This window comes from Pedobacter miscanthi, assembly GCF_003315595.1.
Lineage (GTDB): Bacteria > Bacteroidota > Bacteroidia > Sphingobacteriales > Sphingobacteriaceae > Pedobacter > Pedobacter miscanthi.
On record NZ_QNQU01000013.1, the window covers coordinates 177,190 to 200,807 of the forward strand.

General features: G+C 42.6%; 13 protein-coding genes. 6 read left to right on the forward strand and 7 right to left on the reverse strand.

The genetic code is table 11. The features are described 5' to 3' along the window. Positions 1 to 154: 154 nt before the first annotated feature. From DRW42_RS16185 to DRW42_RS16210, 6 genes are all read left to right on the forward strand, one after another. Positions 155 to 697 carry a DUF3347 domain-containing protein gene (locus tag DRW42_RS16185; protein WP_113949872.1) on the forward strand — a complete coding sequence of 181 codons (543 nt, stop codon included), beginning with the start codon at positions 155 to 157 and terminating at the stop codon, positions 695 to 697. Positions 698 to 700: 3 nt separating this feature from the next. Then, a complete protein-coding gene (locus DRW42_RS16190; protein ID WP_113949873.1) occupies positions 701 to 1,168 on the forward strand; it encodes a heme-binding domain-containing protein in 468 nt (155 codons plus the stop codon). Positions 1,169 to 1,187: 19 nt separating this feature from the next. Then, positions 1,188 to 3,575, forward strand: a complete 2,388-nt coding sequence (locus DRW42_RS16195; protein WP_244215301.1) for a multicopper oxidase family protein — start codon at positions 1,188 to 1,190, stop codon at positions 3,573 to 3,575. Between the two features lie 381 nt (positions 3,576 to 3,956). After that, positions 3,957 to 5,408: an inorganic phosphate transporter gene (locus tag DRW42_RS16200; RefSeq protein ID WP_244215302.1), complete on the forward strand. Its 1,452-nt coding sequence runs from the start codon at positions 3,957 to 3,959 to the stop codon at positions 5,406 to 5,408. A 28-nt stretch (positions 5,409 to 5,436) separates the two neighbouring features. Beyond that, positions 5,437 to 6,258, forward strand: a complete 822-nt coding sequence (locus DRW42_RS16205) for a universal stress protein (RefSeq protein WP_113949875.1) — start codon at positions 5,437 to 5,439, stop codon at positions 6,256 to 6,258. 461 nt (positions 6,259 to 6,719) lie between these two features. Continuing rightward, positions 6,720 to 7,076: a response regulator transcription factor gene (locus DRW42_RS16210; protein WP_113949876.1), complete on the forward strand. Its 357-nt coding sequence runs from the start codon at positions 6,720 to 6,722 to the stop codon at positions 7,074 to 7,076. 3 nt (positions 7,077 to 7,079) lie between these two features. Here the strand turns inward: DRW42_RS16210 and DRW42_RS16215 are convergent, their stop codons facing one another. The 7 genes from DRW42_RS16215 to DRW42_RS16245 all read right to left on the reverse strand — a co-directional run. Next, complete coding sequence (locus DRW42_RS16215) at positions 7,080 to 9,056, reverse strand: PAS domain-containing sensor histidine kinase (RefSeq protein WP_147243764.1); 1,977 nt, start codon at positions 9,054 to 9,056, stop codon at positions 7,080 to 7,082. Positions 9,057 to 9,359: 303 nt separating this feature from the next. Continuing rightward, complete coding sequence (locus DRW42_RS16220; protein WP_113949888.1) at positions 9,360 to 9,689, reverse strand: hypothetical protein; 330 nt, start codon at positions 9,687 to 9,689, stop codon at positions 9,360 to 9,362. Positions 9,690 to 9,883: 194 nt separating this feature from the next. Next, on the reverse strand, positions 9,884 to 11,707 hold the full coding sequence (locus DRW42_RS16225; protein WP_113949878.1) for a hypothetical protein: 1,824 nt from the start codon (positions 11,705 to 11,707) through the stop codon (positions 9,884 to 9,886). Further along, the gene (locus DRW42_RS16230) at positions 11,708 to 14,344 is read right to left on the reverse strand and encodes a hypothetical protein (RefSeq protein ID WP_147243765.1); all 2,637 of its coding nucleotides are present in this window, start codon (positions 14,342 to 14,344) and stop codon (positions 11,708 to 11,710) included. A gap of 10 nt (positions 14,345 to 14,354) precedes the next feature. Further along, positions 14,355 to 16,163: a hypothetical protein gene (locus DRW42_RS16235; RefSeq protein WP_113949880.1), complete on the reverse strand. Its 1,809-nt coding sequence runs from the start codon at positions 16,161 to 16,163 to the stop codon at positions 14,355 to 14,357. 223 nt (positions 16,164 to 16,386) lie between these two features. Next, the gene (locus tag DRW42_RS16240; RefSeq protein ID WP_113949889.1) at positions 16,387 to 17,247 is read right to left on the reverse strand and encodes a PorP/SprF family type IX secretion system membrane protein; all 861 of its coding nucleotides are present in this window, start codon (positions 17,245 to 17,247) and stop codon (positions 16,387 to 16,389) included. A gap of 13 nt (positions 17,248 to 17,260) precedes the next feature. Continuing rightward, a partial coding sequence (locus tag DRW42_RS16245) for an MBG domain-containing protein (protein WP_113949881.1) occupies positions 17,261 to 23,618 on the reverse strand: 6,358 nt, incomplete at its 5' end.

Sequence of the window (23,618 nt, forward strand, 5' to 3'; positions counted from 1 at the left end):
AAAGAGACGCAGATTAAGCATATCGATAATATCAGCGATAATCTGCGTTTTTAATCCCCTTAAATCTGCGGGAAAATTTAAATATTTTAATACGGTATAAATGCTTTAACAAGGGCATAATAAAGCCGTGCAAATCATTTTTAAAACAAAAAACATGAAAACTTTCCTATATAGTATTGCCTTCTCTTTATTTTTTCTTAGCCCGTACAGCTCAAATGCTACGGTGAAAAAGGCAACTAATCTTACAGAAGATCAGGCGCCTAAAATTACTGCAACAGCCATTTTAGATGCTTACTTAAAATTAAAAAATGCGCTGGTTACCGATAATGGCAAAAATGCTGCCGCCGCCGGGAACGAACTGGTAAAAGCATTTGCAGCTTTCGATCAATCCAAACTTACAGCTTTACAAAGAAAAACCTACTCAGAAATTGTGGATGATGCCAAAGAACATGCCGAACATATCGGCTTAAATGCATCTAACATCCCCCACCAACGCGAACATTTCGATCTATTGAGTAAGGATATCTACGACATCACTAAATTATTAGGTGCCGGCCGGGAGATCTATGTTGACAGGTGTCCTATGTACAATAAAGGTAAAGGTGCCATCTGGCTTAGTGAAGTAAAAGACATTAAAAATCCTTACTTCGGGAAAGCCATGTCTACCTGTGGCGCAATAAAAGAAACCTTGCATTAACAAATGCGTTTCGTAAAAAAAGCACTTATTGGACTGCTATTGATTATGATAGCAGTTCAGTTTTACAGGCCTGTTCAAAATACCGATGCATCGGTTATGCCAAATCATATTTCGAAAGTTATTACGGTTCCCAATCAGGTAAACGGCATACTCAAAAAGGCTTGCTACGATTGCCATAGCAATAATACGCGATATCCCTGGTATGCCCGAATTCAACCCCTTAGCTGGTTGGTGAATCAACACATCAGTGAGGCCAAAGCAGAACTCAATTTTGACAACTTTAAGGAATACAGCCTGCGGAAACAGCTTAGCAAACTCCGTGCGATTGAGAACAGTATGGAAGATGGCACCATGCCCATTGGATCTTACACATTGATCCATAAAGACGCGATTTTAAATAAAGATGAAATAAAATTGATAAGCACATGGACAGCGTCATCAAGGGATAGCCTTGAAAAAATTCAGTTTTAAAGAAGATAAATATCGAAAGATGAAAAGTATGATATTCAGCATTTTAATGTTCTTTTCGCTGGGGCTTTCTGCCCAGGAGATAGAAGGGACGAAAATGCAAGAGAGGGAAAAAACCAATGCCACGGAAAAAAAGGATGAGATGGAGGGCATGGATATGAGCAAGCCATCCGGCACGATGGACAATATTAAAAAGGCAAAGGCAAACCTTGGCCCGATAAAAACGGTAACCTCTAGTGTACCTCCAACAACCGTTCGTTACGATTTATATGTTACCGATACCACTGTAACCTATGGAGGCAAGCCCAAACATGCCATTGCGGTAAACGGCAGTATCCCCATGCCTACCTTAACTTTTACCGAGGGCGATACGGCAGAAATTTATGTGCACAACAGGCTAAAAGAAGAAACTTCTATGCACTGGCACGGCCTTTTTTTGCCCAATCGCTACGATGGTGTGCCCAATATGACACAGATGCCGATAAAACCGGGCGCCACGCACCTTTATAGATTCCCTGTTATACAAAACGGTACACATTGGTACCATAGTCATACGATGCTGCAGGAACAGATCGGAATGTATGGCGCTTTTATCATCAAAAAAAGGAAAGAATGGGATATCCCTTCCATTCCATTGGTTTTAAGCGAGTGGACTAACATGAAACCAGAGGAAGTGCAGAGAAGTTTGCATGCAGCCAGCGATTGGTTTTCGATTAAAAAAGGTACAACACAGAGTTATGCCGAAGCCATTAAAACCGGAAATTTTAAAACCAAAGTAGCTAATGAGTGGAAAAGAATGAACGCCATGGATGTTAGCGATGTGTATTACGATAAATTTCTGATCAATGGAGAAAACCAATACCAGCAACCAGAGTTTAAGGCCGGTGACAAAGTAAGGTTAAGGATTGCCAATGCAGGGGCTTCATCCTATTTCTGGCTTAAATATGCCGGTGGAAAAATCACTGTTGTAGCAACAGATGGGAATGATGTGGAACCTGTTGAGGTAGACCGTTTGATTATTGCAGTATCCGAAACCTACGATGTGGTGGTTACCATCCCTGAAAATAAAAGTTACGAGTTTTTGGTCACTCCGGAAGACCGCACAAAATCCGCTTCTTTATGGCTCGGAAAGGGCGAAAAAGTAGCTGCCGGAAAAATGCCAAAGCTCAAATATTTCGCCGGAATGAAGATGATGAACGATATGATGGATATGAACGGCAACATGGTTGAAATGAAAGGCATGAAAATGCAGAACCAGGTGATGGACATGAATACAGTAATGTATCCTGAAATTACCGGACCAGAAAACACGAAAAAAATGGGCAAAATGGATGGTATGGACATGGCCGACATGAACACGGATGAAGAAATGCCCGAAATCGTTACGCTAAATTACAACATGTTGCGCGATCCTAAAAAAACAGTTTTACCAAAAGGTCCGGTCCAGGAGCTAAAATTCGACCTTACGGGCAACATGAACCGTTATGTGTGGACGCTGGATAATAAAACAGTTTCGGAATCGGATAAAATCCTGATCAAAAAGGGCGAAAATTTAAGGGTCATTTTATACAATAACAGTATGATGCGACACCCCATGCACCTACACGGGCACGATTTCAGGGTAATTAACGGACAGGGGGATTATGCCCCGATGAAAAACGTACTCGACATTATGCCGATGGAAAGGGATACCATCGAATTTGCCGCTACAGAAAATGGGGGCGATTGGTTTTTCCATTGCCATATTTTATACCACATGATGGGCGGTATGGGCAGGGTATTTAGCTACGAAAATTCACCACCCAACCCCGATGTACCCGATCCTAAATTAGCGCAGCGCAAACTCTTTCGCGACGACCGCATGCCACACCTAATGGGCCGCGTAGGCATAGAAAGCAGTGGTAGCGACGGACAATTAATGCTTGCACAAACCCGTTGGTCGCTTAATACCATGTGGCACCTTGGTACAAACGCCATGATGGGTTACGAAAGTGAAACCATGCTGGGCAGGTATATTGGCCGCAATCAATGGCTGTTTCCTTATTTGGGTTTCGATTACCATTATAAGGAATTTAATCCTGATGAAAAAAACATTTTCGGGAACGATGAACGCAATATGTTCGGGCAGATCAGTAATAAAGAAAATCGCAAAACCATTGTTGCAGGTATTGCCTATACCCTACCCATGCTGATTGTTGCCGACGCCAGGATTGATGGCAACGGAAAATTAAGGTTTCAATTGGGACGGGAAGACATACCCGTTTCTAAACGATTACGCGCAAACTTTATGGTAAACACCGATAAAGAATATGCCGCAGGCCTTCGGTACATTTTAACAAAATATATTGCACTTTCTACGCATTACGATAGCGACATGGGCCTGGGCGGTGGATTAACTTTTAATTATTGATGGTAAAATAAAAACGGGATAAACTGGCAAGGTGCCCATTTATCCCGTTTACCGAAATAAGCCAAAACATCCGTCGGGGCTTATTAACTAACCAAATAATAACCAATATCTATGATATCTATGCTACAAAACTAGCAAGGTAAGATGAACAAAAAATGAAGTTTTACTTCTAAAACACGGCCATTTCATTTTACTATGTACTGTAATCGCAATTAAACTTTATAGTGAAGATCGACGGTCATCATTCTTCAATCCAAAAACGAGGTTTTATAGGCTTTAACTTAAAAAACACCCATGCACTTTAACGTATTAATAACAATCATTTAACATTCAAAACGATTTAAATCAGTTACTTATTCATTTATTTGAAAGCGCAGATACATGATTTGCATCATCAATATCCAAACTGATTTTATGCCATCTTTTTGTACCATCATACCCTTTTTAGGAAACACCGATTTAAGTACTCCCCTATCCATAGTTTTCATCGTCTGCCTGCTTGCCGTAGTGGGGTTTGAATTTGTAAACGGCTTTCATGATACCGCCAATGCGGTTGCAACGGTTATTTACACCAAGGCACTAAAACCCATTATAGCCATTCCGTGGTCGGGATTTTGGAATTTTATGGGGGTTTTTACCGGAGGAATTGCCGTAGCCATGGGTATTTTAAAACTTGTTCCTTTAGATGCCCTCATGAGCCTTCCGGTTGGCGTTGGTGCGGCTATGGTTTTAGCAGTATTACTGGCCTCCATTGCCTGGAACCTGGGTACATGGTACCTTGGGATCCCCTGCTCCAGTTCGCATACCATGATCGGTGCCATGATCGGCGCCGGACTTGCTTTTACCTGGTATTATGGAGGTAAAGGTGTAAATTGGGGCAAGGCCGAAGAAATTGGCCTATCACTGATTCTATCGCCCATTATTGGTTTTGGGATAGCCATACTACTAATGTATTTTTTAAAGCATGTGGTTAAATATCATGCCCTTTTCCATATCCCAACCGGCGAAAACGACCGTCCTCCTTTATTAATCAGGGCTTTGCTCATTACCACCTGTACTCTGGTAAGCTTTTTCCACGGCAGTAACGACGGACAAAAAGGCGTGGGTTTACTGATGCTGATCCTTGTTGCATTCCTTCCGGCAAAATTTGCAGTGAACCATCATATCTCAAACGATAAAGTGTTGTTCCAGCTGAACCAGACTGAACAGGTGCTTCAAAAAACAGCTACACTTAACCATGGTAAACGATTGGATATTACCACCCTGGTAAGTAAGATAGATAAAGCCAAATATCATTTATCGCTCAAAAATGAAACCGACAAAAAAAATACCTATCTTTTTCGTAAGCAGATTGAAGAGGTAGTGGCTTCGGTAAAAATGGTAAGTCAAGATAAAACATTGGTGATGAACACGGCAGATCACCAGACACTGACAGACAACGCATCCGAATTATCAAAACTGGTCGAATTTGCACCGCTTTGGGTAATCTTGTTGATCTCCATTTCATTGGGATTAGGTACCATGATCGGCTGGAAACGTATAGCCGTTACCATAGGCGAAAAAATCGGGAATGAACATTTAAATTATGCCCAGGGTGCCACTTCCGAAATTGTAGCCGCCTCTACCATCGGTTTAAGTACTGCTTTTGGTTTACCGGTAAGTACCACACACGTATTATCAAGTGGTATTGCTGGTGCAATGGTAGCTTCGGGTGGGCGAAAAAACCTGAATAATAATACGCTTAAAAATATTGGTCTGGCCTGGGTGCTTACTTTGCCGGTATCCATTATACTGGCCATGTTATTGTTTATGCTCTTTCACCTGTTTATTTAACAGTTTCAATATTAATTATCTCTACAAAATGAAACAGATACTTGTAGCAACGGATTTTTCGAAAAGCGCCGGAAATGCCCTGTCTTACGCATTGGCTATGGCAAAAACGCTGGGTATGGAAGTAGTGGCCATCCACGCCATACATCCAACCGAAGGGATCAACAACAGCACTTATAACGCCATATTTATCGAATCGTACTACGCAAATAAAAGGGCTGCTTTAAAAGAATGGGCAGCAAACATCAGTCAAAAGGATAACCTTACCGACGTTAAGCTCGAAACAATATGCGATGTAGGCTTTTTAAAAACAGTAATTACCAGGCATACTGAAAATAACCCTGTAGAATTATTGGTAATGGGCATTACAGGTGCTACGGGTATCAGTGGAATTGTAGGCAGCAACGCCAGTATGGCTGTTACCAAAATGAGAATCCCGACATTGATTGTTCCATTAGAAAGCAGTTTTGCCAATTTCCCGATTATTACACTGGCTACCGATTACGAAACGGTACTTTCGCCCAAAGATGTTACAGCCCTTAGCGAACTCTTAAAAGCCTCAGGAACAAAAAAAATGCAGGTACTGTATGTGGCCGAAAAATCGGACGAGTTACACATCCAGACCGGCGAAAAAAGAATCAGGGATTTATTGCCGGATATAGTAATAGACTTTAATTATATTCACGACAGCAGCGCACCGAACGGTATCATCGATTTTATCAAAAGTAACCATACCGATATCCTGTGCCTAGTTAAACACCATCATAATATTATTTACCGCCTGTTTACGAGTAGTACGGTTAACCAGGTGATGAATAAAACAGTAAAGGCCATTTTGGTTTTGCACGAATAAGGGGGAATGGGTGATGGAAGATGTAACACGTATGAGGGAAGATGTAAAATGGAAGATGAACAAATAGATCTCTCCACTCCGCTATGCTTCGGTCGAGATGACGTTTTTTGCTGTTGAGCTGTTTGAAACAAATGAACCGATTACCAATGAAAGAATGAATGAATGACTCAATGAACGAATGACCGATTACCAATGAATGAATGAATGACTCAATGAACGAATGACGAATGAACCAATGACTAATGAACCAATTACCAATGACTAATGAACCAATGACTAATGACCAATGAACAATGACCAATGACCAATGAACCAATTACCAATGAACGAATGTCTGATCAACCAATGACCAATTGCCCCAATGAACAAAAAATGTTAAAATATCAGAAGAATTTCTGAAAAGCAGCTATATTTATGGCGGGTTGTCATCCAAACATCCCCTAATGTTTACTTACTAATTTATGGGCAAAAAAATCAGCATTCTCGAAGATGATCAGGGAATCAGGGAAATCGTTGAACTCATTTTTTTACAGGAAGATTATGAGGTTACAGGATTCGCAACTGTAAACGACTTTATGAGCAGAAAATCAGATGCATTGCCCGACCTTTTTCTGCTTGATGTAATGCTACCTGACGGAAATGGCCTAAATGTATGCGAAATGCTAAAGACTGAAGAAAAAACCAGCCACATTCCGATACTGATGATGAGCGCCCATGCCGATCTAATTACCATGAAAAACCAAAGTAAAGCAGATGGTTTTATTGCCAAACCTTTTGATATCGATCATTTGATCAATATGGTTAAAAATACGATATAAGGACTATATTTCCTTTACAGTTTCTCCAATTGGCAACGTAAAAAAGAATTTACTGCCTTCGCCGGGTTTGCTTTCTACACCGATTTCGCCGCCATGGCGTTTTATAATATCTGCACAGATAAAAAGACCCAAACCAAGTCCCGAAACCTGCGTACCCATTTCATCGGCCCTAAAATAACGGTCGAAAAGGTGCGGAAGTTTATCTGCCGGAATACCAGGGCCATTATCACGTACCGAAACCTTTACCCGATCAGCCTGTTCTTCTATTTCCAGAAAAATCACTTTAGAATCAGGCGCATATTTTACTGCATTGTTCACCAGGTTAACCACTACCTGATCGATACGGTGTTCATCTGCAAAAATCATTAAACTGGTATCGCCTTCTAATATCAGGTCGTGACTCCCCGATTCCCTGACATGGATGCAACATTTCTCGAGCATTTCGCCTAAGTTAAACCAGTCCTTTTTCAGTCCCACATGCCCCTGGTTAATTTTGGATACATTAAGCAGGTCATCAACCAGTTCGGTAATTTTATCCATACTTCTTGAGGCCTGATCAATCACCTTTGGAAAAAGTACGGTATTAGGGTTTTCGCGCATCCTTACCAGCAATTGCAGTGAAGCTTTCAATGTGGTAAGTGGTGTTTTGAGTTCGTGGCTTGCAATCGATATAAAATCATCTTTCTGTTGCTGTAATGCCTTGTAAGCAGTAATATCCATCACGGTACCAAGCGTGCGGAGCCTGTTTCCATGTGCATCAAAATACACCTTTGCCTGAAATCTGAGCCATTTCATCGGAAAACCTTCGCGCAGGTAACGTGCTTCATAAAAAATCTGTCCGGTATTCTTAGCTTCTTCATGCGCCAGTACACTTAAATGAACATCATCAGGATGGTAATGATCGATGATGGTTTCGCGGGTTACCCCATGGCCAAGACCAAACATTTCGTCAAAGCGCGTAGAACCAACCAGCTCTCCTGTTTTATAGTTAAGGTCGTAAGTTCCAATTTCTGCTGCTTCTACTGCAAGGCGGATACGTTCTTCCATCTCTTCGATGGCATGCCTTGAACGTACTTTATCCGATACATCAATTCCTACCACCATAATGGCCGAAACAATGCCCGAAAGATCGGTTACGGGTTCGTATACAAAATCGATAAATACCTGTTCTGGTGAGCCATTGCGGATGAGTACGACCTCGGCCTCTGTGGCAAAAAATGCCTGGCCAGATTGAATAACCCTTTCCATAACCGGAGCATATACTTCAGCGGCTTCGGCAACAGCATCCCAAATGGGTTTGCCATCCACGCTTGAGCGTTTTTTCCCTACCAGTTCGAGGTAACGGTCGTTTACTTCGGTTACCATCAAATCGTTTGCCCTGATTACACAAATGGCAAAGGGAGCCTGCAAAATCAGGTTACGGAACCTGACCTCACTTAGCTCGAGCAAACGGGCCGATTCGGTAAGCTCTTCGTTTGTGGCAGCAAGTTCTTCGTTTGTGGCAGCAAGGGCTTCGTTTATGGTTGCCAAACGTTCATTATTCTCAACAGCCTCTAAACCCAAGCGACTGATATTATCTGCAGATTCTACTAACTGGGTTACATCCGTAGCATGGCAAACCACACTTATAATTTCGTTATTTGCTGCTTTAACCGGCTGATAGGAAAGGTTATAATAAAATGTTTTGAGCTGCCCTTCAAGTTCGATTGATATTGGCACGCTAACGGCATGATAAGCTTCGCCGCTGGTTAAAACCCCGCGCATTAGTGATCCAAAAGGTTTTCCGGCAAATTCTGGCAGGATTTCAATAAGCCTTTTACCAATTATAGAAGAGTCTTTCCCCCAGGCTTTAAGCGTGGCGGCATTAGCCAATACAAGCCGAAGCTCATCGCCCAAAACGAGGTACATAGGGTAAGGTGAGCCTTCGATAAGCCCGGCGAGAATTTCTTTATCAAGGTGCATAAGTAAGATAAATGGCAAAATACGGTTTTTTAAACCAGGTATGCCAGTTACGAAGTTAAAAAAGAAGTGGAAGATTTGCTAATCGCAACAGGAATTTAGTCTTTAGTCCACAGTCTTTAGTCTGGAGTCAGTTAACAGATGAAATAATTTCCAGTTAACAAAGGTAAATAACCAATAATCAATTTTCAATGATCAAATGACAATGATCAAATTACAATGATCAAATTACAATGATGAATAGCAACCGGATTAGTCTGTAGTTTTTAGTCGATTAACCAATTTAAACAATTAACTGATTAACCATACGAATAAACAAATGAGCTACTCCTCCCCTGCAATGCCCAGGTTCCTCACTACGTTAAGTACGCCGGTTTGCCAATGCAGATAACCTAAATTGCCACAGATATCGATTACCTGACCTTCAATTTTAGCCGGTACATCGTTAACTACGCGGAAACGGATTTTATATTTTGGATTGTAACTGATGTAGATAATGATATCGTCGTTACGCTCTCCTACATCAGCCAGAAAAGCAAGATGTTGATCACGCAATTCGTCAGCCGCCTGCTGCAAACGTCCATTCATTAATCTCGAAAGCGCCTTATCCGGAACAAAATCTGTCTCCAGGATAGCCAATACCGTAACGACCATGAACGCAAAAATAAAAACCTGGGGCATAACGGCAAATACAATCTTCCAAACAACTGGAAATGAGCGACAATAATTTTAAGCCTGTGCTAAAAAATGGCCCATACTATGCGAAATATGCCTTTTTTATCCAATTTACCGGAGGAAACCTAGATTTTTCCTCCGGTTGTTTTTTGGCCATCGCCAACAGGCAACTATTAACCTAAGCTATACTTGTAAGAGGCAATAAAATCAAAGAAATCTTTTAACTTGCCGGTATGGTCTTTATAATTGCTGCGCCGGTAGCGGCTATAGTTAGATTCGCCTTTATCTCTAACATATTTATTTAAGGCATCGTAATCAGACTGTAATGCCAGTATTTTAGAAGAAAAAGTAGCTGCGTTGCCTGTAAAATCAAAAACCTTCTGGTTAAAGAGTTCTACCACCTTATTATATGGTGCTTTTCCATCTTCATAATCCTCTGTATATTCTTCATAAGTGCTCACAAAGGCATTATGTTCATACCCGAGTAATAACCGTCCGAGCATCACATTTTTGAGTGGGTTGTTCAAAAATCTTTTAGCTGGATTAAAGGAAGCAAAAACCGACATGGTATCAGCATTCGACCAGATTTCGGTAATGGCAATGTTGTTTTTAAACTGATCAAAAAGTTCATCATATATTTTGCCGCTATACCAGTTGGTATCCATTTTCCCATAGTCGTTTCCTGTTTGCCCAGCAACCGGATCCAGGGGTACCACTGAGATTTTAATTTTAGCTAACCGGTTAAGCATTGCCGTATCGCCATTAAGGCTAAAAAGCAGGTACATCAATCCAACAGCAGCTCCACGGCCATGCCCCGATAATATCAGTTCGTTTATAGTATTATCTTCAATGGCATTTTTTATTGCATCAAATACATATTTTGAAGCCTTTTCAGCGTCATCGTTCTTATAACCCCTATCACCTCCGGTATAAAATTTTTCGATGCAGGTGATATCCCGCTTATCATTTTTAAACCTGTATTTAACCGTATTATTGCCAATCTGCTCTTCCGTAACTTTGATATCACTATCATACAGGTGGCGGTATATACTGCGTTGAGACCCTACACCGTTGATGTAAATCTGGTGCTTTGCATCTACATCTTTCATAAATTTTTTGCGCTGGCTTTTGGTTGATTCTCCACTTCCGCAGAAGTAAACAAATAACCTGTTACCTTTGCTCTTTACTGCTTGCTCATCAAAAAACTTTCCATCAAAGTTTACAGCTTCAGGTTTTGTAAATGGGATCAAAACAGTTTTTCCCACGTTGATTACACTGCTCACACCTACAGCAATCCAATAAGGTTTTACTGTTCGGGCCATGGCCTTTTCAACATAAGGGATTTCTAAAATATCCATAAACATACCAAGGGCAGAGAGTAATTTTTCCGAATCGTTAACCGTCCATTTCTTTCCGTTTATTTTCATCCTGATCAGTGAGTAAATCAGGTAAATGGCATAACATGCAAAAACTATGGACATTAATGTTTTTATGGCATTTTGGAGTAAATCTTTGACTGCCTTTACCGCCTTGCTCACTGTTTGAGAAATCAGATAGGTCATCCCGAATAAGATAATTGCTCCAGTTGCTACTTTTTTCGCAATATTTAAGTGTCTCCTCTTGATGTGGATGCACATGATATCCAAATCATTTTCCTCATCTGAAAGTAGTGTGTTGAGGTGTTTATTAATGGTGAAACCATAACCAATGTAACTCACAATTGAGGATAAAAAGCTTGTTAACATATTCTGAGGAAACATCTCGATTGGTGTGATATCAAAGCCCGCACTTATTTTATCAATATCCAGTGCATCATCATCCAGGCCCAATTTGTCTGTGGGTAATCCGGTTGGTGCCTGTGCGATTGCAAAGGCTTCGGCTTTTTTAAAGGGATACAATATGGTTTTCGTCACGGAGAAACCAAATTCGATCCATTTCATTACTTCTTTTGTTCTATCCAAAGAAGTGAATTCTGTAAGTTTTGAGGTACTGGCCATTTATGCGAAATTTATACTGTTAACGAAATTGTCATCTCCTGCTTTAAAAGGTGCTTCATTGTGCGCAAGTTTATAGCCAACGGTTACCGGGATGGCTATCACCAAAGCAATCAGGTCGGCAATACTTAAATCGTCGTTCGTCACCTTTTTGTAGAGGTAAGAAAGCAAAGGGATATCAATGGTGGTGTACAGGATTTTTTGGAGGAAATCGACGGTTTTGATAATCAGGTCGAAGAACAGTTCGGTGATCTTCCTGGCAATATCCAATGCCATCAGTACAATTTTATTGGCAAATTTTTCGATAAATTCTCCAAATCCGATCTGCCCTTTTAATAGTTGGATTAGCAGATCGCCCATATCCGAAGGTACATTGTTTGCCCTGGTTTCTGACTTAATTTTTTCGGCACTTTCGGCCGTTAACATGCTCGAATTTAACCTGGTATCGTTTCCGAACACCACATCTTTTTTACCATTGAGCCAGTTAGTCCGCGAGTCGACCGATTCTTTTTTACTGTTATCGGCCATCATATCCAAAACATTGGTATTTTTGAGGTATTTATGATCTATGGCCCTGCCCATTTCCTCATATTTCGCCCTGATATCGAGGATATAGTTTACCGCCATTGTTTTATACGAATCGAGACCCTGTTTGGCTTCTTCGAGATAGTTATAACCGATCTTTTTGAGTGCTCTTTTGGTTTCGATGATATCGTCCCAATCGAAAAGGAATGCCAGTGTTTCGTAAAGGTCTTTAAAAAACACCTTGATCTTTTCCCATACCCGCTCTAAAAATGACATGGCCGCTTTCACTTTATCGGCCACCCAGCGGATAATCTTTCCGCCGATTTCGACCACAAAAGTTACTGCAGCACCGATTTTTTCAACCACCAGACTGGTAATCTGGATAAAACCATTTTTGGCACTGTGCCATAAATCACCGATGGCATGGCCCATGTCTGAAATCCCTAAAGCTCCGGGCTGTACAACCGTGGCCGCCACTCCTGATTCAAGTGGTCCATTTTCTATTTTTTCACTTTCCTGAAGCACCCTCCCCAGCAGGCCGGCCACTTCATCGAGTTCTTTCTGATTGATTTTTTCTTTCACAAGTAAACTTCCGTCAGGTCGTTTCATTTCGGCCAGGTCTTTTCCCGAGCGGATTTTTTCGTGCAGTACCGCCCTGATGCCTTTTGTAGGATCGATTTCGATGTCTTCGGGCAGAAAATCGGCACTGATGGCAATTTTGGGGGCCGCGAGTGAATCAACAGAGAGCATAATGTTGATGGAAGACTGGAAATCAAGGGTTACGTTTTCGCTTTCGGTTAAGAAATATTTGGTGTTATTGATGTAAACCACCGTATTTTCTTCTGCAGAAACAGAAATTTTATCATCGATCGCTTTTGATGCCGGATCGGGTATAAAATCAAGGTCGACGGTATAGGAACTGATTTCTACCACACTGTTCAGGTCTTGTACACTTAACAGGTTTTCCTGCCAGGAGGTACTGATCTTATCCTGCCAAAAATGGATCAAGCCCTGTCCGCCGTTATTGGCTTTACCAAACAGGAAAAGCTGGTTATTGAAATTATCCCCCCTGATGCTCGAAAAATCGCTGATATCGGTATGCATCTGGATCGGAGCCGTCCATTTTTTTATGATCTCGTTAGCAGCTATGTGGTTGTTGTACTGGTAATATTGGTTGTTAATATAATAAAGTCCTTTAACATTGGCTTTTTTACCTATTACCCAGATGCTCACCTCATTACCGTTTTGCGCTACATCCATTTGGGTATATTCGAGGGTTGCAGGTGCAATTTCCTCTTTAGGAGCCTTATCCGAAATGTAACGGTAAATGCCTTTTCCGGCCAGATAAATAACACTGTTTCCTTTTTTATCGGGCAGGAGATCGAAACAGTTGATGGTATCATCTATTTCGAAACGACGCTGGGTGATCTCAGGATCATCTTCTTCCGGAAAGCTCTGAAACATCATGGTACGGGCCTTCAACGGCATATCGTAAAGTACAAATACCCCCGAATAACCGAGCAGCCTGCCTACTTTTAGCTGTTTTACCTGTTTGGTATTTTCGGGCAGGGTGTAAACCTCCGGCGCCTGACCATAGCTAAAATAATGATATAAAGCATCTGTGTTGGGGGCCAGAGAACTGAAAAGAACCCCATTGCCGTCCATGGTAATCTGATTGATCTTTCTTAACGGATCTTGTAATGATTGCTTTTTAAAGCTGAGCTGTGTGCCAAAGTTTAAAAGATCAGCGGTGTTGAGGTCGATTTCGTCCGACACCAAAAGTTCCGATCTGTTTCCATTAAGCTGGGCAAATACCAGCCTGAAATTACCATAGCGTTCATGGTAATCGAAATCGAAACTGGTAGCTGTACAACCTTCGTGTGATAATCTGGAGAGCTGCCAGCCCGATCCATTTCCTGAAGTGGAAATCAGCGCAGTTAAAATGCCTTTTTTGTCGATAAAAAAGATGATTGCACCGTCGGCACCATGTTTTAAAGAACGAAGTCCATGGCCTACATCAATAATGCTTTCGGCAACATAGTTCTGCATCAGTTCGGCCTGATGGTTTACGGTAATGCCCGGAAAGCTAAGCACAGTTTTTTTTGAATTTTCCATAAGGTTCGTTTTAGCTGTTGATTGGTGAATAGGCGATATCGAAAAGAACAGCATCTTCTTCTGATTCTGTGCCATTCATTAATCTGATATTTTTAAATACATAAGTATTGGATCCCGGAAGGATAACCCTGCCCGAGAAGGTATCTAAACTATTAAAATTGACACTTTTAAAAGTGCTTTGATCAAATTCTACGATCTGGCGACCTTTATCGGTAAAGAGTGTATATAATCCGATGATAGCACCAAAAGGGTTCACAAAATCAGAAAGTTTATCCCAGTATTTATCTACATCATCTTTATATACCACATCTTCAGTGTCTTTACCTACCTGCGGGTTTATATAATCGGCAACAACCTCGATTTTGCCCTTATCTGACGCCTTTAAAGTGAGAGTAAGCTCTCCTATTCGGCCCGTCTGCCCGTCAATTTCGTAGCGGCCAGAAGTGGAAAAAGGCTGATCTACACCCACAGTGCCCGCTTTCACCCAGATCATCACCTTTTTATCGATCTCTTTATGCGTATTCCCTTCAACAGTAATGCGGTATTTAAGTACAAGGGCAGTTGAGCCATCGGAATTGGTCTTAGTGCTTATTTTAGGATCTGCGATATCAAAACCCATCCTTAATCCGTGCCTTGTGAAGTTGAACCGGTTGAAACCATTGTGTTTTTGGGTTCCATCATAAGCCTGTGCATGCTTTTCTTTAAAATTAGCATGAAAATTATCCATCACCGCCTGGTTGAGCTGTTGCAGGTAAATATCTTTAAAGGCAGTATAATTAATGGCGATGGTACCGTTTATGGTCGGGGTTTTGTCGGCAGCCTTTTCGATCAGGTTATTTTTCAAAATGCCGCTGTTTCCGGTAGCCGGAAAGGCCTTGTTATCGGTAAGCATCAAAAAATTAAAGGAGGATACTCCCGGAACGCTACTTTTAGAGGTAGAGAAAGATGCACCTGTGGGATAAAGCATGGCACGCTCGGTTGTGGTAACCTTCCTTTTCTGAATAGCATAGCCTAAAATGTAAGGATTGCTGGCATGTCCCAACTGCTTAAAATAATTGGTAATGGCCAATTGCAGGAAAGTTTTGTCCTTTTGATCGCCTGGCAATTCGCTTTTACTTTCGTCGAAGTCCGAAATGTTGGCATTGTTGAAGTTAAGGAAGATGGATTCTATAGTGAAATCCTCATCAGAGAAACCACTTTTCCTTAAGATTTCATCTTTATTTCCGGCCAATACCATTTCATCAGCAGTAATTTTGATCTTGCCTATGGGAACGTTGAAAGCATAAACCTTATCTTTGAGACCAGTTTTGTTAAGTTTCCCCTTCTCAAGGTAATAAAGGTTTCCAATGGAGAAAGTAAGTTTGAAAAGCAGCGAAAAGTTTTCTTTTTCTATAATTTCTACCTTTGGGGTAGAAATATTTGCATCAATCATTACCTGAAACTGCTGTAATTTCGACAATTTCTGTTCAAGCGCTGTTTTATCGGTTTTTTTAGGTTTCAGAAGTTTATTTAACCTGGCTACTTCCTCATAATTTTCATCTTCGATGGCGTTTGTTAGTTCATTAGCCAGTTTGTTAACGGTTTCTGTTAGCGAATTCAGTTCGACTGCCAGTTTTTCGAGCTTTAGCCAATCTGCTTTCTTTTCATCAAAGTCGGGGCTGTGGTGACTGATGTTTTCAGTGCCGGAGAGATCTGTTAAGATCTTAAATTCGGATGAAATTTCTTCACTTCTGTAAAGAGTCTTAAACTCATGGTTAATTTTGTTTTGGGATAGGGATAATACCATGTCATAATAGCCCAGGTTTTGATTGTTACTCATTGCTTTCTGATTTTGCTGGTTCAGGGATTAATAGTGTTGTATTAGGATAAAATAAAATTTTGCTCATGGCTCCGCCATCAAAAATTTTCACATTTTAGCTGGAATTGCATGAATATATCAGTTGAGGAACTAACAGCAGAGTGGCTGTTTAAAAGCTAAAGTAAACGGATGCCTCCAGGGCATCCGTTTATTTATGATTTACCGGTTTTAAAGCCTGTAAGCCTTACCAGTTAATACCAAGGTTAATCTCAAAGCTTCCGGCAGTATAACCGCTTAGTGCACCGGTTTGCGTGGTGTAAGAGGTGTTTATGGTATACTTCTTTTTATAATGTAAACCTACACCAAAGCTTGCGGCCTTACTGGTATGGTACATGGCCGTAAACAGCACCTGTTGGTTGGCTATGCCAAACTGGGCACCAACATCAACAATATCGGTTATTTCGGTAAAGGAACGGTAAGCTACCTTTGGCTGGAAAATGTTATCTCCCAACTGAAAAATGTAACCTGCCGAAGCATATAACACAGGGGTATTGATGAGTTTAAAATTATCCCTTTTGAAATAATTTTTCAGGTTTACCATGGCCACATCCGCATTAAACCCCTTAGAGGTTAGGCCTACCCCAAAATCACCATCAAAATAGGTTTTATGGTCGGTATTATAAACACCTATCTGGCTGTCGTTCGGATTACCGATCAGGTCCTGCATATCGATCCGCTGATTCATAAAACCGGCCGACAAACCGAAGTGCAGTTTAGCGGATTCGTTTAGCGGAAGGTGATAGGCATAACTGGCCAGGATACGCGTTTGCCTTTGCAAGCCCGCTTTATCAAGGTTCATATTTAATCCGATACCTACCTTTTCCCAGCCATAGGTGGCGGTCAGGTTCTGGATCATGGGTGCGCCGGGCACATCGTTCCATTGAGAGCGGAAAGCTAAATCTACTGCTGCTCCCTGGGCTAGCCCGGCCATTGCCGGGTTAGCGAGATAAGTATTATTATAATACTGGTTTAATAAGGGGCTGGTTTGTGCGTTTACCTTTGATACCCAAATAAGAGCTGCCAATATCAATATTTTTGTTTTCATCCTTTTCATTTTCTTAACGGTTTCTGATAATGGTGATAAATCCTTTCTGAACAAGTTTGTCTGGTCCGTAGGTAATGATATAGTAGTAGGTACCCTCGGCAAGTTCGTTTCCGCCTATGGTTCCGTTCCAGCTGTTATCATATCCTTTTTTACTGTACATCTGTCTGCCATTGCGGTCGAAGATCCTCACCTCGTTGCTTGGGTACATATCGATGTTCTGTACAATCCAGGTATCATTCACCCCATCGCCGTTAGGGGTTAAGATGTTGTTGGCTACCACTTTGTAGTCTTCGTTTATCTTGATGGTGATGTTCTGTACCGAAATACATCCGCTTGCATTGGTTACGCGCACCGTGTAGGTGGTGGTTTGCGCCGGACGTACGGTAAGCACAGCTGTGTTCTGGCCGCTGATGATGCCGCTTGCGGTCGACCAGCTGTAACCTGTACCGCCAGTTGCAGTTAATAAAGCTGTTTCACCTTTACTTATATCCGTACCCTTGTTGCTTACAATATTGACAACCGGAAGGGCATTAATGGTTAAAGTACCGTTTACATATACAAAACTGTAGTTACCCGATACTCCACCTGCCGGAACAAGTGCATACGTACCGGCTACATTTCTGTTTGCCGTAGTGCTTACCGAAGGCCTGGTTGTTAACGAATTCTCGGTATCGCCTGCTTTAAAGCCGCTGTAGGTTACTGCAAATGTTGGGAAACCATCTGACTGGCACATTACTGCGTTGCTTGCCGTAACAGTTAGTATCGCTTTGTTGATGGTTAAATTAGCACCTACATAAGTAATTGCATAATTTGTACCTGCAGTTACCGTACCCTGGTTGATGGCATAGGTACCAGCATTTTCACCTGCTGCCCTGGTTAATGAACCTGTAAAGCTGTCGCCTGTTTGTAATGCAGGAGCAAAAGTATAGGTTAAAGCAGGATCAGCATCGCCATAGGTTTTAGCTTTCGCTGCTGCGGTTACCGTAATGGTTTTTGCACCGATGGTCAAATTAGCGCCAACATAATTGATGGTGTAATTGCTGTTTAATGCAACGGTACCCTGGTTGATGGCATAAGTGCCCACAGTTTCGCCTGTAGCCCTGGTTAATGAACCTGTAAAGCTATCACCTGTTACCAGTGCCGGAGCAAAAGTATAGGTTAAAGCAGGGTCGGTATCGCCGTAAGTTTTGCTTTTCGCTGCTGCGGTAACCGTGATGGTTTTTGCACCGATGGTCAAATCTGCACCAACATAACTGATGGTGTAATTGCTGTTTAATGCAACGGTACCCTGGTTGATGGCATAAGTACCTACAGTTTCGCCTGTAGCCCTGGTTAATGAACCTGTAAAGCTATCACCTGTTACCAGTGCCGGAGCAAAAGTATAGGTTAAAGCAGGGTCGGTATCGCCGTAAGTTTTGCTTTTCGCTGCTGCGGTAACCGTGATGGTTTTTGCACCGATGGTCAAATCTGCACCAACATAACTGATGGTGTAATTGCTGTTTAATGCAACGGTACCCTGGTTGATGGCATAAGTACCTACAGTTTCGCCTGTAGCCCTGGTTAATGAACCTGTAAAGCTGTCGCCTGTTACCAGTGCGGGAGCAAAAGTATAGGTTAAGGCCGGATCAGCATCGCCATAGGTTTTGCTTTTCGCTGCTGCGGTAACCGTGATGGTTTTCTTTCCTATTGTTAAATCTGCACCAACATAATTTATGGTGTAATTGCTGTTTAATGCAACGGTACCCTGGTTGATGGCATAAGTACCTACAGCCTCACCTGTAGCCCTGGTTAATGCACCTGTAAAGCTATCACCTGTTACCAGTGCCGGGGCAAAAGTATAGGTTAAAGCAGGAGCGGCATCGCCATAGGGTTTAGCTTTCGCTGCTGCGGTTACCGTGATGGTTTTTGCACCGATGGTCAAATTAGCACCAACATAATTGATCGTGTAATTGCTGTTTAATGCAACGGAACCCTGATTGATGGCATAAGTACCTACAGCCTCACCTGTAGCCCTGGTTAATGAACCTGTGAAGCTATCACCTGTTACCAATGCCGGAGCAAAAGTATAGGTTAAAGCAGGATCAGCATCGCCATAGGTTTTAGCTTTCGCTGCTGCAGTTACCGTGATGGTTTTTGCACCGATGGTCAAATTAGCGCCAACATAATTGATGGTGTAATTGCTGTTTAATGCAACTGAACCCTGATTGATGGCATAAGTACCTACAGTTTCGCCTGTAGCCCTGGTTAATGACCCTGTAAAGGCATCAGTACCAACCAAAGCCGGGGCAAAAGTATAGGTTAAAGCAGGATCGGCATCGCCATAGGTTTTAGCTTTCGCTGCTGCGGTTACCGTGATGGTTTTTGAACCGATGGTTAAATTAGCACCAACATAATTGATGGTGTAATTGCTGTTTAATGCAACTGAACCCTGATTGATGGCATAAGTGCCAACAGCTTCGCCTGTAGCCCTGGTTAATGATCCTGTAAAGCTGTCGCCTGTTACCAATGCCGGGGCAAAAGTATAGGTTAAAGCAGGATCAGCATCGCCATAGGTTTTAGCTTTCGCGGCTGCAATTACCGTGATGGTTTTTGCGCCGATGGTCAGATTAGCACCAACATAATTGATGGTGTAATTGCTGTTTAATGCAACGGAACCCTGGTTGATGGCATAAGTGCCTACAGTTTCGCCTGTAGCCCTGGTCAATGAACCTGTGAAGCTATCACCTGTTACCAGTGCAGGAGCAAAAGTATAGGTTAAAGCAGGATCAGTATCGCCATAAGTTTTGCTCTTCGCTGCTGCAGTTACGGTGATGGTTTTCTTGCCTATGGTTAAATCTGCACCAACATAAATGATGGTGTAATTGCTGTTTAGTGCAACGGTACCCTGGTTGATGGCATAAGTACCTACAGTTTCGCCAGCTGACCTGGTTAATGACCCTGTAAAGGCATCAGTACCAACCAAAGCTGGGGCAAAAGTATAGGTTAAAGCAGGGTCAACATCACCATAGGTTTTAGCTTTCGCTGCTGCGGTTACCGTGATGGTTTTTGCACCGATGGTCAGATTAGCACCAACATAAGTGATCGTGTAATTACTATTTAATGCAACTGAACCCTGATTGATGGCATAAGTGCCTACAGTTTCGCCAGCTGACCTGGTTAATGAACCTGTGAAGCTATCACCTGTTACCAGTGCCGGGGCAAAAGTATAGGTTAAAGCAGGATCAGCATCGCCATAGGTTTTAGCTTTCGCTGCTGCAGTTACCGTGATGGTTTTTGCACCGATAGTCAGATTAGCACCAACATAAGTGATGGTGTAATTGCTGTTTAATGCAACTGAACCCTGGTTGATGGCATAAGTACCTACAGCTTCGCCTGTAGCCCTGGTCAGTGAACCGGTGAAGCTGTCGCCTGTCACCAGTGCAGGAGCAAAAGTATAAGTTAAAGCAGGATCAGCATCGCCATAGGTTTTAGCTTTCGCTGCTGCGGTTACCGTGATGGTTTTTGCACCGATGGTTAAATCTGCACCAACATAATTGATGGTGTAATTGCTGTTTAGTGCAACGGTACCCTGGTTGATGGCATAAGTGCCTACAGTTTCGCCTGTAGCCCTGGTTAGTGAACCTGTAAAGCTGTCGCCTGTCACCAATGCCGGAGCAAAAGTATAGGTTAAGGCCGGATCAGCATCGCCATAGATTTTAGCTTTCGCTGCTGCGGTTACCGTGATGGTTTTTGCACCGATGGTTAAATCTGCACCAACATAAGTGATGGTGTAATTGCTGTTTAATGCAACGGTACCCTGGTTGATGGCATAAGTACCTACAGTTTCGCCTGTAGCCCTGGTTAATGAACCTGTGAAACTATCACCTGTTATCAATGCCGGGGCAAAAGTATAGGTTAAGGCAGGATCAGCATCGCCATAGGTTTTAGCTTTCGCTGCTGCGGTTACGGTAATGTTTTTTGCACCGATGGTTAAATCTGCACCAACGTAATTGATGGTGTAATTGCTGTTTAATGCAACTGAACCCTGGTTGATGGCATAAGTGCCAACAGTTTCGCCAGCTGATCTGGTTAATGATCCTGTGAAGGTATCAGTACCAACCAATGCCGGAGCAAAAGTATAAGTTAAGGCAGGATCGGCATCACCATAAGTTTTGCTTTTCGCTGCTGCGGTTACGGTAATGTTTTTTGCACCGATGGTTAAATCTGCACCAACGTAATTGATGGTGTAATTGCTGTTTAATGCAACTGAACCCTGGTTGATGGCATAAGTACCTACAGTTTCCCCTGTAGCCCTGGTTAATGAACCTGTGAAGCTATCCCCTGTTACCAATGCTGGAGCAAAAGTATAGGTTAAAGCAGGATCGGCATCGTCATAGGTTTTAGCTTTCGCTGCTGCAGTTACCGTGATGGTTTTTGTGGTTACGGCTAAAGCTGTCGCATTTGACGAAGCTTGTACAAAATCATAATTACTGGCACTTAATCCTGTTCCGTTAATTCCGTAAGAACCAGCTGGAGAATTTGCAGATGCAAGCGTTGACCAGCTAAGTGTACCGGTTGTGGCTGTAGAGGTGGTTTCCGAATTTACAAATCCAGTAACCGTTCCTGATAAAGCCGGAACAGCATCACCATAAACTTTAGAGGAAGTATTTGCTGTATAAGTTAATGTCGCTTTAGCAACTGTACTTGATGGTATAGTGACTGTTGGACTATTTGCATTGCTGCTGGTTAACACTACATTTCCAGAAATATTCGTACCAGCTGGCGCACTTGCTTTTAATCTTACATATACCGTTCCCGATACAGCTCCAGAACCTCCGATAGTAACAGAAGAACTATAACTCACATTATCAGCACTTACCTCGAAATTGGTGGTAGAAGATGGGGTAGCCGTAATACCTGCTGATAAACCAGTACCCGATACCGAGACGCTAGTTGATGCCGATGCGGTTCCATAAGTTGTGCTTAACGCAGATGGAAAAGTACCGGCTGAAGCAGTAATTATCGAGGGTTGAGTATAAGTAATCGAATATTGACTAGCAGCCGTATTACCATTGCCCGCAGCATCCTGTGCCGCATTAGCTGCAATGTTTATGGTTACCGAACCATTTGCTGTAGGCGTTGCATTAAAGGTATAAGTAGTTCCACTTCCCGAAAATCCACTCAGTGTGGCATTTCCCGGTATAATATTCCCTGCCACAAACCCTGTTACAGACTCTGAAAAGGTAACTGTAAATGAAATTGGTGAAGTACCCGTCGATCCACCCGATGCGCCGGCCGTACTGCTGATTACCACCAACGGAGCCTGATTATCTATGGTAGCATTATTACTACCAACTGTGGTTCTTGTATTTCCTGCGTTATCTGTTGCTGTAACAGCTACATTCCTGTTAGTAGCATTAATTGCCCCGGCAGCAAGTGTATAAGTTGCTGTCCAGATACCGCCGCTGTTGGTCGCCGCTACCGCACTTCCACCGCCAAACTGGCTGAAGTTGATGGTTACCGAAGAAATAATATCCGTATTGGTATCTCCCGTAGCAGTATTATTCCAGGTAGCGGTTATTACATCACCGATTTTATACGTACCACCTGTTCCGCTGGCGCCGTTGATGCTAATGTTAGCATCCGTAACCAGTGGTGCCACATTATCTACAAGAGCATTATTGGTCCCTGTCGTAGTTGTTGGACCAGCAGAATTTGTTGCAGTTACGGATATATTCCTGTTGGTGGCATCGATAGTACCGGCAACAATAGTATAAGTAGCTGTCCAGATGTTGTTATTATTGCTGGCTGTAACCGTAGCACCACCACCAAATTGACTAAAATCTATAGTTACTGCGATAATACTCGGATTATTATCGCCACTAGCAGAATTATCCCAGATTGCGGTTACTACATCCCCTATCTTGAATGCACCACCCGTCCCACTTCCGCCACTAATATTAATCTTAGCAGCTGAAACAGTAGGCGCAGCGATATAGGTAAACTGGTCGCTGGCACTGGTGGCGCTGGTGCCACCTGGTGTTGTGATGCGGACATCAACCGTACCTGTTCCCGCCGGTGCGGTCGCCGTGATCTGTGTTGCCGAGTTAACGGTGAAGCCTGTAGCCGCCGTAGCGCCAAAGGTTACCGCGTTCGCACCGATGAAGTTGGTGCCGGTAATGGTTACGCTAGTGCCTCCGCTGGTTGGGCCACTGGTTGGGCTCAAAGACGTTACTGTTGGCGCAGCGATGTAGGTAAACTGGTCGCTGGCACTAGTGGCGCTGGTACCACCTGTTGTAATGATGCGGACATCAACCGTACCAGTTCCCGCCGGTGCGGTCGCCGTGATCTGTGTTGCCGAGTTAACGGTGAAGCCTGTAGCAGCCGTAGCG

Excerpts from the sequence above, each read along its gene's own strand:
- DRW42_RS16205 (WP_113949875.1), top strand. The coding sequence starts at position 5,437 with ATGAAACAGATACTTGTAGCAACGGATTTTTCGAAAAGCGCCGGAAAT.
- DRW42_RS16240 (WP_113949889.1), bottom strand. The coding sequence starts at position 17,247 with ATGAAAACAAAAATATTGATATTGGCAGCTCTTATTTGGGTATCAAAG.
- DRW42_RS16210 (WP_113949876.1), top strand. The coding sequence starts at position 6,720 with ATGGGCAAAAAAATCAGCATTCTCGAAGATGATCAGGGAATCAGGGAA.
- DRW42_RS16230 (WP_147243765.1), bottom strand. The coding sequence starts at position 14,344 with ATGGAAAATTCAAAAAAAACTGTGCTTAGCTTTCCGGGCATTACCGTA.
- DRW42_RS16190 (WP_113949873.1), top strand. The coding sequence starts at position 701 with ATGCGTTTCGTAAAAAAAGCACTTATTGGACTGCTATTGATTATGATA.
- DRW42_RS16200 (WP_244215302.1), top strand. The coding sequence starts at position 3,957 with ATGATTTGCATCATCAATATCCAAACTGATTTTATGCCATCTTTTTGT.
- DRW42_RS16185 (WP_113949872.1), top strand. The coding sequence starts at position 155 with ATGAAAACTTTCCTATATAGTATTGCCTTCTCTTTATTTTTTCTTAGC.
- DRW42_RS16195 (WP_244215301.1), top strand. The coding sequence starts at position 1,188 with ATGAAAAGTATGATATTCAGCATTTTAATGTTCTTTTCGCTGGGGCTT.
- DRW42_RS16225 (WP_113949878.1), bottom strand. The coding sequence starts at position 11,707 with ATGGCCAGTACCTCAAAACTTACAGAATTCACTTCTTTGGATAGAACA.
- DRW42_RS16235 (WP_113949880.1), bottom strand. The coding sequence starts at position 16,163 with ATGAGTAACAATCAAAACCTGGGCTATTATGACATGGTATTATCCCTA.
- DRW42_RS16220 (WP_113949888.1), bottom strand. The coding sequence starts at position 9,689 with ATGGTCGTTACGGTATTGGCTATCCTGGAGACAGATTTTGTTCCGGAT.